Origin of the sequence: Micromonospora sp. NPDC005172, from assembly GCF_040608555.1 — a bacterium.
GTDB lineage: Bacteria > Actinomycetota > Actinomycetes > Mycobacteriales > Micromonosporaceae > Micromonospora.
On the sequence record NZ_JBEXIL010000002.1, the window covers coordinates 43,248 to 57,814 of the forward strand.

At 71.1% G+C, this 14,567-nt stretch carries 13 protein-coding genes; 10 read left to right on the top strand and 3 right to left on the bottom strand.

Annotation, left to right across the window (positions count from 1 at the left end; translation table 11 throughout):
- Positions 1-22: 22 nt before the first annotated feature.
- A complete protein-coding gene (locus ABZV06_RS01495) occupies positions 23-1,483 on the bottom strand; it encodes a CCA tRNA nucleotidyltransferase (RefSeq protein WP_355617688.1) in 1,461 nt (486 codons plus the stop codon).
- 126 nt (positions 1,484-1,609) lie between these two features.
- On the opposite strand from ABZV06_RS01495, the gene murJ reads away from it, so the two are divergent.
- The 7 genes from murJ (at position 1,610) to ABZV06_RS01530 (ending at position 9,925) form a co-directional block, all read left to right on the top strand.
- Positions 1,610-3,367, top strand: a complete 1,758-nt coding sequence (gene murJ, locus ABZV06_RS01500) for a murein biosynthesis integral membrane protein MurJ (RefSeq protein ID WP_355617691.1) — start codon at positions 1,610-1,612, stop codon at positions 3,365-3,367.
- Between the two features lie 445 nt (positions 3,368-3,812).
- Positions 3,813-5,420, top strand: coding sequence for a protein kinase family protein (locus ABZV06_RS01505; RefSeq protein WP_355243014.1), 1,608 nt, complete (start codon positions 3,813-3,815; stop codon positions 5,418-5,420).
- Between the two features lie 43 nt (positions 5,421-5,463).
- A complete protein-coding gene (gene sigM, locus ABZV06_RS01510; RefSeq protein ID WP_355243011.1) occupies positions 5,464-6,168 on the top strand; it encodes an RNA polymerase sigma factor SigM in 705 nt (234 codons plus the stop codon).
- Positions 6,165-7,130, top strand: a complete 966-nt coding sequence (locus tag ABZV06_RS01515) for a hypothetical protein (RefSeq protein ID WP_355617694.1) — start codon at positions 6,165-6,167, stop codon at positions 7,128-7,130. The genes sigM and ABZV06_RS01515 overlap by 4 nt, the downstream gene beginning before the upstream one ends.
- 174 nt (positions 7,131-7,304) lie before the next feature.
- Positions 7,305-8,255 carry a thioredoxin-disulfide reductase gene (trxB, locus tag ABZV06_RS01520; RefSeq protein WP_355243005.1) on the top strand — a complete coding sequence of 317 codons (951 nt, stop codon included), beginning with the start codon at positions 7,305-7,307 and terminating at the stop codon, positions 8,253-8,255.
- A gap of 31 nt (positions 8,256-8,286) precedes the next feature.
- Positions 8,287-8,610, top strand: a complete 324-nt coding sequence (gene trxA / locus ABZV06_RS01525; RefSeq protein ID WP_355243002.1) for a thioredoxin — start codon at positions 8,287-8,289, stop codon at positions 8,608-8,610.
- A gap of 151 nt (positions 8,611-8,761) precedes the next feature.
- Complete coding sequence (locus ABZV06_RS01530; RefSeq protein ID WP_355242998.1) at positions 8,762-9,925, top strand: N-acetylmuramoyl-L-alanine amidase; 1,164 nt, start codon at positions 8,762-8,764, stop codon at positions 9,923-9,925.
- A gap of 6 nt (positions 9,926-9,931) precedes the next feature.
- On the opposite strand, the gene ABZV06_RS01535 is transcribed toward ABZV06_RS01530, so the two are convergent.
- Positions 9,932-10,597 (bottom strand): GNAT family N-acetyltransferase, encoded by a 666-nt coding sequence (locus tag ABZV06_RS01535; protein WP_074315552.1) that lies wholly within the window; start codon positions 10,595-10,597, stop codon positions 9,932-9,934.
- A 284-nt stretch (positions 10,598-10,881) separates the two neighbouring features.
- On the opposite strand from ABZV06_RS01535, the gene ABZV06_RS01540 reads away from it, so the two are divergent.
- On the top strand, positions 10,882-12,195 hold the full coding sequence (locus tag ABZV06_RS01540; protein ID WP_355617697.1) for a PLP-dependent aminotransferase family protein: 1,314 nt from the start codon (positions 10,882-10,884) through the stop codon (positions 12,193-12,195).
- Between the two features lie 7 nt (positions 12,196-12,202).
- Positions 12,203-13,204, top strand: a complete 1,002-nt coding sequence (locus tag ABZV06_RS01545) for a D-alanine--D-alanine ligase (protein WP_355617700.1) — start codon at positions 12,203-12,205, stop codon at positions 13,202-13,204.
- 107 nt (positions 13,205-13,311) lie between these two features.
- Here the strand turns inward: ABZV06_RS01545 and ABZV06_RS01550 are convergent, their stop codons facing one another.
- Positions 13,312-13,758, bottom strand: a complete 447-nt coding sequence (locus ABZV06_RS01550) for a MarR family transcriptional regulator (RefSeq protein ID WP_355617703.1) — start codon at positions 13,756-13,758, stop codon at positions 13,312-13,314.
- An 85-nt stretch (positions 13,759-13,843) separates the two neighbouring features.
- Here ABZV06_RS01550 and ABZV06_RS01555 point away from each other — a divergent pair, with 85 nt between their 5' ends.
- Positions 13,844-14,341: an SgcJ/EcaC family oxidoreductase gene (locus tag ABZV06_RS01555; protein ID WP_355242986.1), complete on the top strand. Its 498-nt coding sequence runs from the start codon at positions 13,844-13,846 to the stop codon at positions 14,339-14,341.
- Positions 14,342-14,567 lie beyond the last annotated feature (226 nt).

Below are 14,567 nucleotides of genomic sequence, written 5' to 3' on the forward strand. Positions count from 1 at the left end.
TGGGGGTGGGGGTGGGGTGGGGTTAGGGGATTAGGCCTTCGGCGCGGGCCCAGCGGAGCAGCTCGGCCTCGGCGGCGTCGCGGTCCAGGGGTCCGTGCTCCAGGCGCTGTTCCTTGAGGTGCTTCCAGGCCCGTCCGACGATCGGACCGGGGGGTACGCCGAGCAACTCCATGATCGCGTTGCCGTCCAGGTCGGGGCGTACCCGGGCCAGGTCCTCCTCGGCGGCTATGCGGGCGATCCGCCCCTCCAGCGCGTCGTAGTCGGCGGCGAGCTGGGCCGCCTTGCGACGGTTGCGGGTGGTGCAGTCCGAGCGGGTCAGTTTGTGCAGCCGGGGCAGCAGGTCACCGGCGTCGGCGACGTAGCGACGCACCGCCGAGTCGGTCCACTCGCCCCGGCCGTACCCGTAGAAGCGCAGGTGCAGCGCGACCAGCGCGGTCACCTTCGCGGTGACCTCCTTCGGGTACCGCATCGCCTTCATCCGGGCCTTGGTCAACCGGGCGCCGACCACCTCGTGGTGGTGAAAGCTGACCCGGCCGTCGGACCCGACGGCCTTCGTCGCCGGCTTGCCCGCGTCGTGCAGGAGAGCGGCCATCCGTAGAACGAAGTCGCAGCCCTCCTCCTCGTACGAGACCGCGTTCTCGACCACCGTCAGCGTGTGCTCGTAGACGTCCTTGTGCTGGGCGTGCTCGTCGATCTCCAGCTTCAGCCCGGTCAGCTCGGGAAGGAACCGCTCCGCCAGGCCGGTGTCGACAAGCAGGCGCAGCCCGGTGATCGGGTCGGTGCCGCAGAGCAGCTTGGTGAACTCGTCCCTGATCCGTTCGGCGGTGATCCGGTCCAGGTCCGCGGCCATCTCGGTCATCGCGAGGTGCACGTCCGGGTGGACGGCGAAGCGCAGTTGGGCGGCGAACCGGGCGGCCCGGAGCATGCGCAGCGGGTCGTCACCGAAGGACTCGCGCGGGGTGCTGGGCGTACGGATGACCTGCGCGGAGAGGTCGGCCACCCCACCGTGTGGATCGGTGAAGCGGTGGTCCGGCAGGCTGACGGCCATCGCGTTGATGGTGAAGTCGCGCCGCTTCAGGTCCTCGTCGAGGCTGGTGCCGTACACCACCACCGGGTTACGGCTGACCTGGTCGTACGACTCGGCGCGGAAGGTGGTGATCTCCAGCCGGAGCCCGTCGCGCTGCGCGCCGATGGTGCCGAACTCACGGCCGGTCTCCCAGATCGACTCGGCCCAGCCCTTGATGATCCGCAACGTCTCGTCGGGGTGGGCGTCGGTGCAGAAGTCCAGGTCGTCGCCGAGTCGGCCGAGCAACGCGTCCCGCACCGAACCGCCCACCAGGTGCAGCTCGTGACCGGCGCGGACGAAACGGCGGCCCAACTCGTCGGCGACCGGGGAGACCCGGAGCAGTTCGGCGACGGCGTTGCGCTGCGCGGCGGTGAGTTCGCGGCGGTCGGCGGCGTGGGGAGCGGAGGCTTCGGACATGGGATCGCCAGCCTATCGGGCCGGGGTGTGATCCGATCCGCCGGGCGCGGGTAACGGGTGTGGGTTGACTAAGGTCTGTGACGTGCGGGTCGGTGCCCGGCTCGACGTACCCCTGGGAGGCTGGAGATGAGCGGCGGGCTCTACCGCAGCGCGAACGCCGCGCAGGACGGCGGTGCGGGAGCCAACCTCCGCCCCTCCGACGGCGCCACCTTCATCTCCGCCGAGCCGCTGAACCAGCCGGCCATGGAGTCCACCGCTCCGCCCCAGGAGCAGGTGGGCGAGACCAGCGCCGCCGCCAACAGCGCGGTGATGGCGATCGGCAGCCTGGTCAGCCGGGGTACGGGCTTCCTGCGCACCTTGGCGTTGACCGCCGCGCTCGGTGGCGCACTGGTCGGTGACGCGTACACGACCGCGCAGATCCTGCCCGGAATGGTGTACGAGTTCCTCCTCGGCGGCATCCTGACCAGTGTCCTGATCCCGGTGCTGGTCCGCCGCCGAAAGGTCGACACCGACGGCGGTCAGGCGTACGCCCAGCGGTTGTTGACCCTCGCGGTGCTGGCCCTGGCCGTGGCGGCGCTGGTGGCGGTGGCCTTCGCCTCGGTACTGACCTCGCTCTACGCCAGCAAGAAGACCGGAGCTGACTTCCGGGACCTGGTCACGGCACTGTCCTACCTGATGTTGCCGATGATCTTCTTCACCGGCCTCAGCGCGCTGATCAGCGCGGTGCTCAACACCCGGGGGCACTTCGCGGCCCCGATGTGGGCGCCGATCCTGAACAACATCGTGGTTATCGCCACGGCGGGCCTGTACATCGCGATCTTCGGCGCGAGGATCGTCAAGCCGGACGAGATGACCACCGGCCGGATCCTGCTGATCGGCGGCGGCACCCTGCTCGGTGTCGCCATCCAGGCCGCCGGGTTGCTGCCGGCGTTGCGCAAGGTCGGTTTCCGCTGGAAGCTCCGATTCGACTTCCGCACCCTCGGGCTGCGGGAGCTGGGCCGCCTCGGCGGCTGGATGTTCTGCTACGTCGCGGTCAGCCAGGTCGGCCTGATCGTGCTGTTCAACCTGCTGAACCGGGCCGGCAAGGAGAACGCCGCCGGCCCGCTGATCTACAACAACGTGTTCCTGCTGCTGATGATGGCGCACGGCATCATCGCCGTCTCGATCATCACGGCGCTGATGCCCCGGATGAGCGCGGCGGCCGCCGACGGTCGGTACGCCGACGTCGCCGCCGACCTGTCCCGGGGCACCCGCACCGTCTCGGCGGTGCTCGCCCCGATCGCGGTCTGTTACGCGGTGCTGGCCACCCCGCTGGCCGTGACGCTGTTCCGCTACGGCGCGTTCACCGACGAGAACGCCGCCGACACCTCACTGGTGCTCCTGCTCGCGGCGCTGGCACTGGTGCCGTTCGCGATCAGCCAGCTCTTCACCTTCGCCTTCTACGCCCTGCCGGACACCCGCACCCCGGCGCTGATCAACATTCCGGTGGTGGCACTGCGGATCGGTGTGCAGGTGGTGCTGTACGTCGCCTTCGCCGCGCACTTCGCGGCGGCCGGGATGATGATCGGTAACGCCGTCTCCTACATGGCAGCGGCGTTCGCCTCCGCCTGGCTGCTGCGGCCCCGGGTCGGCCGGATCGGGATGGGGGCCATCCTGCGCACCCTTGGTCGGGTCGCGGTCGCCGCGCTGGGCTCGGCCCTGGTCGGCCTGCTCGTGGTGAGCGTGCTTCCGGGGGGCGACACGCCGAGCTGGATGCAGGCCGTCCTTCAGCTCGTGATCGGCGGCGCGGTGATCGGTGGGTCCTATCTCGGGCTGGCCAAGGTGCTGCGGATCGGGGAAATCACCGAGGTCGTCGGCATGGTTCGCCGTCGCCTCGGTCGCTGACGGCGAGACTTCGAGAACCTTCCGTAATCGCCACACGGAACGTGACCATGGATCACCAGGCTGGGGATGCACCTGTGGATAACTCCGCGATTCACCGGTCAGCCACCGGATCAGCCTGTGGATAACCAACCGTACGGCTGAGCGTGGCCGCCTGATCGGCGGGAACTGGCTGTGGAGCGAGGGTGCCACGCCCGACCCGGCCCCGACGTCGGTCACTTGCGGTGAAGCCGTAGATTAGCTAGTACATGTGCCAGCAACGTGTGTGACAACGGTCGTAACCGGACGACTTCTCCGATCCCCGGCACCCCGCCGGGTACGGCCAGAAGATGACATGTCGGGGAGACGGGCAACCCGGGTAAGGTCGCTCTCGACGGGTACGGCAGGCGCCGGCGCTGGGCGTCGACACCGGTTGGCCGGTTCCTTCGACGGCAGAGCGGGAAGCCACATGCCCAGCAGTTCGGGTCCATCGATCGACACGATCACCGAGGGAGGACGGGTGACCCAGGTCGGCGAGGGTCAGGAGGCGGACGAGAGCGCTCCGCCGGTCATGACCTTCGGTGCTCCCACGGCCGGTGAAATCCTCGCCGAGCGTTACGAGCTGGTCGAGCACATCAACAACGACAGCGCGGGTCGGCTGGTGTGGCGCGGGGTCGACGTCATCCTGCGCCGCCCTGTCGCGGTGGTGCTGCGCTATCCGGGTGGCGACTCCGCCACCGAGATGCTTCAGGCAGCCGTCGCGGCCAGCCGGGTCATCCACCCCAACCTGGTCGGCGTCTACGACGCCATCGACGAGGCCGAGCGGGCGTACGTCGTCCGTGAGTGGGTGGACGGGCAGTCGCTGCGCGACCTTGCCGCCGAGGGTCCACTGGACCCGGCCCGGGCCACCGCGATCGGCAACGCCGTCGCGAGCGCTCTGGCCGCGGTGCACGCCACCGGCATGGTGCACGGCAACGTCCACCCCGGCACCGTCATGATCAGCGATGACGGTCGCGTGGTCCTGGCCGACGCCCGCACCGACGGCGACGACAGCCAGGAGAACGACATCCGGGCGGTCGGCGGCGTCCTCTACTTCGCGCTGACCGGTCACTGGCCGCACACCGAGGCACCGCTACGCGGCGCCACCGCAGGCCACGGGCGGGCCGCCATCCCGGACGCGGTCCGGGACGCCAGCGGCGTCCTCGCGGCACCCCGTCAGGTCCGGGCCGGTGTGCCCGCGTACCTGGACGACCTGACCATGGACCTGCTCGACGCCGACATCGCGCCGCCGTCGTCCGACGTGCTGGCAGCCGAGTTGGCCCGGTTGGACGTGCCGGCCGAGGACGAGCACTACCTCGACAACGGTGGGCCGCTGCGGTTCACCGCCGACACCGAGGAAGAGCCGTCGCCGCTGGCCGCAGCCGGCGGTCGCAAGGTCGCCATCGGCATCGCGGGTCTGCTGGCGGTGGCCCTGGTCGGCCTGCTCATCGGGATCAGCGCCCTCGGCGACGACGACAAGAAGCCGCAGGACACCGCCGGGGCCACGCCCAGCGCCAGCGCTCCGGCCGGGGAGGCCACTCCGGCCGCCGCCACGGTTCGCAATCTCAAGGTGCAGGACATCAAGGTCGTCGACCCGGACAGCGTCCCGCGGGACGAGCTCGACGGTGCCAAGAAGATGATCGACGGTGACAACGACAAGGGTTGGGAGACCGACCGCTACCCGAACGCCACGTACGGGAACCTCAAGTCCGGCATGGGTGTCTGGCTCGACCTGGGTGCCCCGCACACGGTGAAGTCGGTGCAGGCTGTGCTCTCCGGTCGAGGCGCCACGGCGAAGCTGCTCGCGGGCACGAACACCTACCCGTCGACCTCCAACGGCGACAAGTCGATGGTGTCGAACTACAAGACGGAGATCGGTGTCCTCAAGGAGCACGACGGCACCACGATGACCTTCAACGGGTTCGACGCCGACCAGAAGTACCGCTACCTGCTGCTCTGGTTCACCGAGTTGCCGCCCAACGGCGACGACGACGGCTTCAAGCTCGGAGTGCAGGAGATCACGGTCCAGGGTTCGTGAGTCGGGCAGCACGCCCCGGGCACCGCATCAGCCGGACGTGGTGATGGACGGGCGCGACGCGGCAACTGACCTTGAGCTGCTGCGCGCCCACGTCGCCGGCGATCGGGACGCCTTCGCCGCGCTGTTCCACCGGCACCGCGACCGACTCTGGGCGGTGGCCCTGCGGACGCTCGGCGACCGCGAGGAGGCCGCCGACGCGCTCCAGGACGCCCTGCTGTCGGCACACCGGGCGGCGGCCCGCTTCCGTGGTGACTCCGCCGTCACCACGTGGATGCACCGCATCGTGGTGAACGCCTGCCTGGACCGCATCCGACGTCGGCAGGCGCACCCCACCGTGCCACTGCCGGACGGCAACCGGTCCGGCGACGGGTCGGGCACCGGCGGTGTCGAGCCGGCCGCGCCCGCGCAGGACCACGACACGGCGCTCGTCGTCCGCGCGGCACTCGCCGCGCTGCCGGTCGAGCAGCGGGCCGCCCTGGTACTTGTGGACGTGCAGGGCTATCCGGTGGCCGAGGTGGCCCGCATCCTCGGTGTCGCCGAAGGAACCGTGAAGAGTCGGTGTGCCCGGGGCCGGGCCCGGCTGGCGGTGCTGCTCGGGCATCTCCGTCCGGCGGTGTCGGCGGGTCCCGGAGGGGTCGGCGCCGGACCGGACGTGCCAGGCGTCACGCCGGGGAACCCACGCCCGGCCGAGGGCGTCGGATCGGGGTCGGTTCGCTTCCGGCAGGACGCCAATCAGGAGGACACGTGACGGCCGAGGAGTTCAGGGAGGTCGACGTCGACCTGCTCGCTGACTACCTCGGCGGCGCGTTGGACGGCACGCCCCAGCAGGCCCAGGTCGCCCGGCTGGTGGCTGCCGACCCAGCCTGGGCCGAGGCGTACGCGCTGCTGGCGCCCGCGGTGACGCAGGTCCGCAGCGACCTGGCCCGCTGGGCCGAGCCTCCACCGGAGCTGCCGTCCGACGTCGCCGAACGAATCGCCGCCGCGCTGGCCGCGGACAGCCCGACGGACGACGCCACCGTGTCGTCCGAGGCGCCTGCCGCCGCGACGCCGGTGACCGTGCCGGCACAGGGCGGGCGTCGACCCACCAGCCCGTCCCCTGCCGAGTCGGGGCGCGGCGTCGCCACCGGCCCGGGTCGCCGGCAGCGCCGCTGGGTCCGCGGCGCCGCCCCGGTGGCCGTCGCGGCCGCGGCCGTCGTCGTACTCGGCTTGGGACTCAACCACCTGTCCACCGACACCGCCGATTCCGGTGCCCTGGACCGTCCGGCCAACGCGCCGGCAGGTATCGCTGCCGGCGGGACGGTCCGCACGTCCGGCCCAGCGCTGCACAGCGGTACCGACTACACCCCGCAGGACCTCGGCGGTACGTCGAGCCCGCAGTCTCCGATGCGGGAGGAGAACAGCAGCGGTCCCGGTGGGCAGCCCGGGGTGGACGCCGAAGGGGACCGGCGGCCCGCCCCCGACGGGTCGGACCAGCTCGCCCGACTCACCGACGAGGCCGCGTTGACCGCCTGCCTGACGTCCGTGGCGGCGGAGCACGGCTCGGGCCCACTGGTCGTCGAAGTCATCGACTACGCGCGGTTCCAGGGCGAGCAGGCGCTCGTCATCCGGTTCACCGACACGACCGGGGCGCGCTGGGCCTGGGTGAGCGGCGCCGAGTGTGGCGTACCCGGGTCCGGCTCGGACAGCCGGTATTCGGCGCGGGTAGGGTGATTCCGCAGCACGATGAGCGTCCACGTGACCTGACCCACGCCGATGCCCGGCTCGGGAATCTCCGCTTCGTACGATGACGTTCTGGAAGTCAGCTGCCGGCGTCCCCCAGGCGTCGGCACTCGGATCAGCATCGGTGCGCGCGCCGACGCCGAACACACAACTCGGGAGACGGCAGTGGACGAGGTCCGCAACCTGATCATCATCGGCTCCGGCCCGGCCGGTTACACGGCGGCGGTCTACGCGGCCCGCGCCAACCTGAAGCCGCTGATCATCGAGGGCGCGCAGTCCGGCGGTGCGCTGATGACCACGACCGAGGTGGAGAACTTCCCCGGCTTCGCCGACGGCATCCTCGGCCCCGAGCTGATGGACAACATGCGCAAGCAGGCCGAGCGGTTCGGCGCCGAGTTCCTGACCGACGACGTGACGCGGGTCGAGCTGGTCGACACCGGCGATTCCGGCTCCGGCGCGGTGAGCACCGTGTGGGTCGGCGAGACCGCCTACCGGGCCCGTGCCGTGATCCTCTCCACCGGTTCGGCCTGGCGTCCGCTGGGTGTGCCGGGCGAGCAGGAGTACCTGGGCCACGGTGTCTCCTCGTGCGCCACCTGTGACGGCTTCTTCTTCCGCAACCAGCACATCGTCGTCGTCGGCGGTGGTGACTCGGCGATGGAGGAGGCCAGCTTCCTCACCCGCTTCGCCGACTCGGTGACCATCATCCACCGGCGCGACTCGTTCCGGGCCAGCAAGATCATGGCCGACCGGGCGCTGAGCAACGAGAAGATCAAGGTCGAGTGGAACAGCACCGTCGAAGAGGTCCTCGGCGCTGACGGCAAGGTCACCGGTGTACGGGTCCGCAACGTGCACACCGGCGATTCCAAGGTGCTGGACGTGACCGGTGTGTTCGTGGCGATTGGTCACGACCCCCGCAGTGAGCTGTTCCAGGGCCAGGTCGAACTGGACGACGAGGGCTACGTGAAGGTCCAGGCGCCCAGCACCCGGACGAGCGTGCCCGGCGTCTTCGCCGCCGGTGACGTGGTCGACCACACCTACCGCCAGGCGATCACCGCGGCCGGCACCGGCTGTGCCGCCGCGCTCGACGCCGAGCGGTTCATCGCGACGCTCAGCTGAAACAGGAAACACATCCCGGAGGAGGGCAATAGTGGGAAATACCAAGGCGGTCACCGACGCAAGCTTCGTCGCTGACGTGCTGCAGGCCGACAAGCCGGTACTGGTGGACTTCTGGGCCGAGTGGTGCGGGCCGTGCCGCAAGGTGTCGCCGCTGCTCGAGGAGATCGCGGGCGAGATGGGCGACCAGGTCACCATCGTCAAGCTCAACATCGACGAGAACCCGGAGACCGCCCGGGCCTACCGGGTCATGTCGGTGCCGACCCTCACCGTCTTCAAGAACGGCCAGCCCGTGCGGTCGATCGCTGGCGCCAAGCCGAAGGGCGAGCTGGTCCGGCTCATCGAGTCGGCCCTCTGATCAGCGCGGACACCCCCGAACCCCGTACCCGCTCGTCGGGTGCGGGGTTCGCTGTTTTTTCCGGGGCCCGAGCCCGTCACCGCCCTGGAACGCATAGCCTCAACCCAGGGCCGCCGCCCGGCCAGCCAGACTCGTGCAGAGGGGGTCGTGCGTGCGTCCGATCCGACCGGGAGACCGGGGACCAGCGGTCACGGAGATCCGTACCATCCTCACCGGCCTCGACCTGCTCACCGCCGACGGCTCGCACGGCGACGAGTTCGACCGGGACACCGAACGCGCGGTCCGCGCGTTCCAGCAGTCCCGCGGGCTCAGCGTGGACGGCCGGGTCGGCTCGGAGACCTGGGGCGCGCTGGACGCCGCACGCTGGCGGCTCGGCGCCCGCACGCTCTACCACGCGATCCCCGAGCCGCTCACCGGCGAGGATGTCCGGTCGCTCCAGGAACGGCTGTTGGAGATGGGGTACGACGTCGGCCGCGCCGACGCCATCTACGGCATCCGGACCTCCCGTGCCGTGGCGCAGTTCCAGCGCGAGGTCGGGCTCACCCCCGACGGCTCCTGCGGCCCGCACACCATGGACGCGCTGCGCCGGATCGGTCGCAAGGTCGTCGGCGGCCGCCCCCAGTGGCTGCGCGAGTCCGACGCGATCCGCCAGTCCGGGCCCGCCCTGGTCGGTAAGACGGTGGTCATCGACCCCGGCCACGGTGGCACCGATCCGGGCATGGTGGTGCCGGACGGACCACTGCGCTGGACGGAGGCGGACCTCGTCCACGACCTGGCGAGCCGGTTGGAGGGGCGGCTCGCCGCGTCCGGGGTGCGGGTCCAGCTCACCCGCGGTCCCGCGCCCGACAAGTGCCTGCCGGACACCGACCGGGCGCTGCTGGCGAACTCGCTCGGTGCCGACGTCTTCATCTCGCTGCACCTGGACGGGCACGCCAACCCGGCCGCGGAAGGGGTGGCGACCTACCACTACGGCACCGACAACGGGGTGACCTCGGCGACCGGTGAGCGGCTGGCCGGGTTGGTGCAGCGGGAGATCGTGTCGCGGACCGGGCTGCGGGACTGCCGTACGCACGCGAAGGCGTGGGACCTGCTGCGGCTGACGAGGATGCCGGCGGTCCGGGTCGAGGTCGGCTACCTCACCTCGCCCGTGGACCGCGCCCGGCTCGTCGACCCCCGGTTCCGTGATCGGGTGGTGGAGGCGATCGTGGCGGCTGTGCAGCGAATGTACTACCCGATCGAGCGGGACGTGCCGACCGGCTCGCTCGACGTCAGCGAGCTGCGTGCGGTCGTGGCCGCCGGCACCGTCGTCGACTGACCCCGCTCAGCCGCCCGTCGAGCGGGTGGCCGGCGCGGGCCGCACCGGCCGGAGCAGCGTCTCCGGGCTCATCGAGCCGAGCAGCTTCTCCAGCGCGTACTCGACGTCGGACTTCCAACTCAGCGCCGTACGCAGTTCGAGGCGCAGACGGGGGAAACGGGGATGCGGACGTACGGTCTTGAAGCCGACGGAGAGGAAGAAGTCGGCCGGTGCCACGCACCCTCCGGCCGGGTCGTCCGCGTCACCGAACTTGGCGTCGCCGAACGCCTCGATCGCCTTGATCCCTCGCTTCGTCAGGTCCCGGGCGACACCCTGCACCAACATCCGGCCCAACCCGCCGCCAGCGAACGCGGCGACCACGTTGGCGGTCATCAACAGCGCGGCATCGGCAGAGACCGGCGATGTCGGGAAGGCCATCGAGCGGGGCACGTAGGCGGGCGGCGCGTACATCACGAAGCCCGCCGGCATGCCGTCGACGTACGCGAGCTTGCCGCAGGAACCCCACTCCAGCAGGGTCTGGGAGACCCACGCCTCCTTTTCCAGGCCCGGGTCACCGGCGGCGCAGGCCCGATCGGCGGAGACCGGATCCAGCTCCCAGTAGACGCACTGACGGCAGGGGCGCGGAAGATCCTCCAGCGTGTCGAGGGTCAGGCTGACCAGACGTCGCGACATATGGCGCATCCCCACAGTTAGGCTCGGTGGTGAGACCGGCACGGCACGACAGCGCGGCCTTCCTGCCCCCGACGAGCGATCGTACGCCGCCGATCGACCGTACGGGAGGGGACGTGCAAATCCCCGCCCCCGCAGGACGGTCCGCCATGTGGTCGATCCGTTCCGGCAGGGCGGCAACCAGGCTTTCGCCGACTAGGATCGACAATCGGTGTCCCGCCGCCATGGTCACGAGCGGGCGGGGTACCCGGAGCGGGAGCCACCCGAGCAGCGATCGAGGTGAGGTCATGACCGGCACGACACTCGACGACTACACCGACCGGTACGCCCGGCGCGTGCGCGGGATGACCGCCTCCGAGATCCGAGCACTCTTCGCGGTGGCCAGTCGCCCCGAGGTCGTGTCCCTCGCAGGTGGCGCCCCGTACATCGCGGCGCTGCCACTCGACGCGGTCGGCGAGATGCTCGGTCGCCTCGGCTCCGAGCACGGGGTCACCACCCTGCAGTACGGCATCGGCCAGGGCACCCTGGAGCTGCGCGAGCGGATCTGCGAAGTCATGGCGCTCTCCGGCATCGACGCCGCGTGCGGCGCCTCACCCGAGGACGTCGTGGTCACCGTCGGCGGGCAGCAGGCGCTCGACCTGGTCGCCCGGCTCTTCCTCGACCCCGGTGACGTGGTGCTCGCCGAGGGCCCGACGTACGTGGGCGCGCTCGGGGTGTTCCAGGCCGCCCAGGCGCAGGTGGTGCATGTGCCAATGGACGACGACGGGCTGATCCCGGAGGCGTTGGAGACGGCCATCGCCGACCTCGCCCGGGCCGGCCGCCGGGTCAAGTTCCTCTACACCATCCCCACCTACCAGAATCCGGCCGGCGTGACGCTCAGCGAGGAGCGCCGGGAGCGCGTCCTCGACATCTGCGAGCGCGCCGGCCTGCTCGTGATCGAGGACGACCCGTACGGCCAGCTGGGTTTCGAGGGCGAGGCCCCGGCGCCGCTGCGGGCCCGGCGGCGCGACGGCGTCTTCTACCTGAGCACCTTCTCCAAGACCTTCGCTCCCGGCCTGCGGGTCGGTTGGATCCTGGCGCCGCACGCCGTCCGCGACAAGCTGGTGATCGCGAGCGAGGCGCAGATCCTCTGCCCCAGCGGCTACGCGCAGGCCGCCGTGGCCACCTACCTCGGCACGATGCCGTGGCGGCAGCAGCTCAAGGTCTACCGCGAGGTCTACCGCGAACGCCGCGACGCCCTGCTCGACGCGCTGGCCGACCTGATGCCCGAGGGCACCAGCTGGACCACCCCGGCCGGCGGGCTCTTCGTCTGGGCCACCCTGCCGGACGGACTGGACTCCAAGGCCATGATGCCGCGCGCCATCGCCGCCCGGGTCGCCTACGTGCCCGGCACCGGCTTCTACGCCGACGGGACGGGCACCGGCGCGATGCGGCTGAACTTCAGCTTCCCGCCCCCCGAGCGCATCCGTGAGGGCGTACGCCGGCTCGCGGGTGTCATGGAGCAGGAGATCGCGACGCGCCGCGTCTTCGGTGCCGTGGGCGGTGCCGCGGGCCGTCGTGGCCGGCCCGGCTCCGACGTGCCGGGCCCCGACTTGGCATGATGCCGGCATGGGTACGACCGCTGCCGAGCGCTTCTCCGTGACCGATTCCCCCGTCGCGGCCGACCTGCGGGTGCTGGTCCTCGCCGGCGGGCTCTCCTACGAACGGGACGTGTCGCTGCGCTCCGGCCGACGGGTGCTCGACGCGCTGCGTGCCGTCGGCGTCGAGGCCGAGCTGCGGGATGCCGACGTGGCTCTCCTGCCGTCCCTCACGGTCGACCCGCCGGACGCCGTCGTGATCGCCCTGCACGGCGCGACCGGCGAGGACGGCTCGCTGCGGGGGGTGCTCGACCTGTGCGGCGTGCCGTACGTCGGCTGCGACGCCCGCTCCTCCCGGCTCGCCTGGGACAAGCCGTCCGCCAAGGCGGTCCTCCGCGAGGCCGGCATCCCCACCCCCGACTGGGTGGCCCTGCCGCACGACCGCTTCTCCGAACTCGGCGCGGTGGCCGTGCTGGACCGGATCGCCGACCGGCTCGGCCTCCCGCTGATGGTCAAGCCGGCGCAGGGCGGGTCGGGTCTGGGCGCCGCGGTGGTCCGGGACGCCGCATCGCTGCCCGCCGCGATGGTCGGGTGCTTCGCGTACGACTCGACGGCTCTCGTGGAGCGGTACGTGCCCGGCATGGACGTGGCGGTCTCCGTGATCGACCTGGGGGACGGGCCGCAGGCACTGCCGCCGGTGGAGATCGTGCCGCGCAACGGCGTGTACGACTACGCCGCCCGCTACACGGCGGGCCGGACCACGTGGCACGCTCCGGCCCGGTTGGAGCCGGAGGTGGCGGCCTCGGTGGCCGACGTGGCGCTCGCCGCGCACACCGCCCTCGGACTGCGGGACCTGTCGCGGGTCGACGTGATCGTGGACGCCGACGGCCGGCCGCACGTGCTGGAGGTCAACGTCTCGCCCGGCATGACGGAGACGTCCCTGCTGCCGTTGGCCGTCCAGGCGGCCGGCCTGGACTTCGGCCGCCTGGTCGGCTCGCTCGTCACCCGGGCCGCCGCCCGACAGGCGTCCTGACCTGGCGGTGAGCTTCTATCCCGGGCGGAGGGGGACGGGTTCGGCCGGCATGCCGAGACGCCGCCAGCCCGGGAGACGTTGCGCACCACGCCGCAACCGGTGAGGCGTCAGAGATTGTCGGGTTCGTGTCGGCTGAGCCGCGTCGCCTGATCCTCCTGCACGTGGCGGGCAGTCTGCAGGAAGTGCAGGATCGTGGCGAGCTGGTCGAGGCTGTAGTCGGCGAGGGCTTGGGCTCCGGCGACACCAACCGGTGCGTATATGTCTCGCTCAGCGGCGCGAGCCGCGTCGGTCGCGGCAACGAGGACACGCCTCCTGTTGTGCGGGTCGGAGATCCGGCCCGCGAATCCGGTGCGCTCAAGTCGGTCGATGACGGTGGTTGTGGCGGCCGGGCTGAGTTTCAAGGCATGGCTGAGTTCGCCAGCCGACAGGCAGCCCTCACCGGCCAGGAGCAGGTCCAACGCCCGCAGGTCCGTTCGGTTGAGCTTGAGGGTGGCGGCGGCGGCCTCGTCGAAGGCATCGAAGCTCTGCTGCAGCAGCCGGAGTTCGGCGGCCACCGAGCCGATCAGATCATGTTTCGACACTCGAAGACTCCTGCTATAGTAATGTTCGACCATCGAATAGTACTAGGGGAGTGTAGGCATGGCTACCGACGACCACGAGATCACAGCTCTCTTCCACCGCCTCAAGCAGGCCTGGACGGACAACGATGCCGTCGCCTACGCAGCCTGCTTCACCGAGGACTCCGACTACGTCTCGTACGACGGCACCCGCGCCATCGGGCGAAAGCCGATGCAGCGCGCCCACGACCAGCTCTTCCGGGGCGTGCTCGCCGGCTCGGCGCTGGTCGGTGACATCGAATCCATCCGCTACCTCAGCCCCGACATCGCCCTCGTCCATGGCACCGCCTCGGTCCAGATGCCGTGGCGCTCCCAACTACCGAAGAGGCGTCTGTCCCGCCAGACTCTCGTTGCGGTCCGCACGCCCGAGGGATGGCGGTTCACCGCGCTGCACAACGGCCGCGTACGACCGATCGCCATCCCAGCCCCGGACTCCATGCCTTCCCGCATCGCCCGAGCCATGGTGCGGCTCTCCCGTGCACTCGGCATCGGCAGCAAGGCTGTAGTCCACGCAGATTAGGCAGGCAGCCACCGCGACGGAGTCCCGACATGGGGGTCGCGAGTCACGTCCGGTGCCCCTGAGGCCCCTCGGATCCCCGCGACCCGCGCGTCTGACGCTGCGGTCGAGCGTCGCCGTCCGGCCACGACGGTCAGCGGGGCGCGGTGTCGAGCACGATGCCGTCAAGGGTGCGGCCTTGTCGGGGTCGATCCAGGCGCAGCCGGCGGCCTTGAGTGCGTTGATCAGG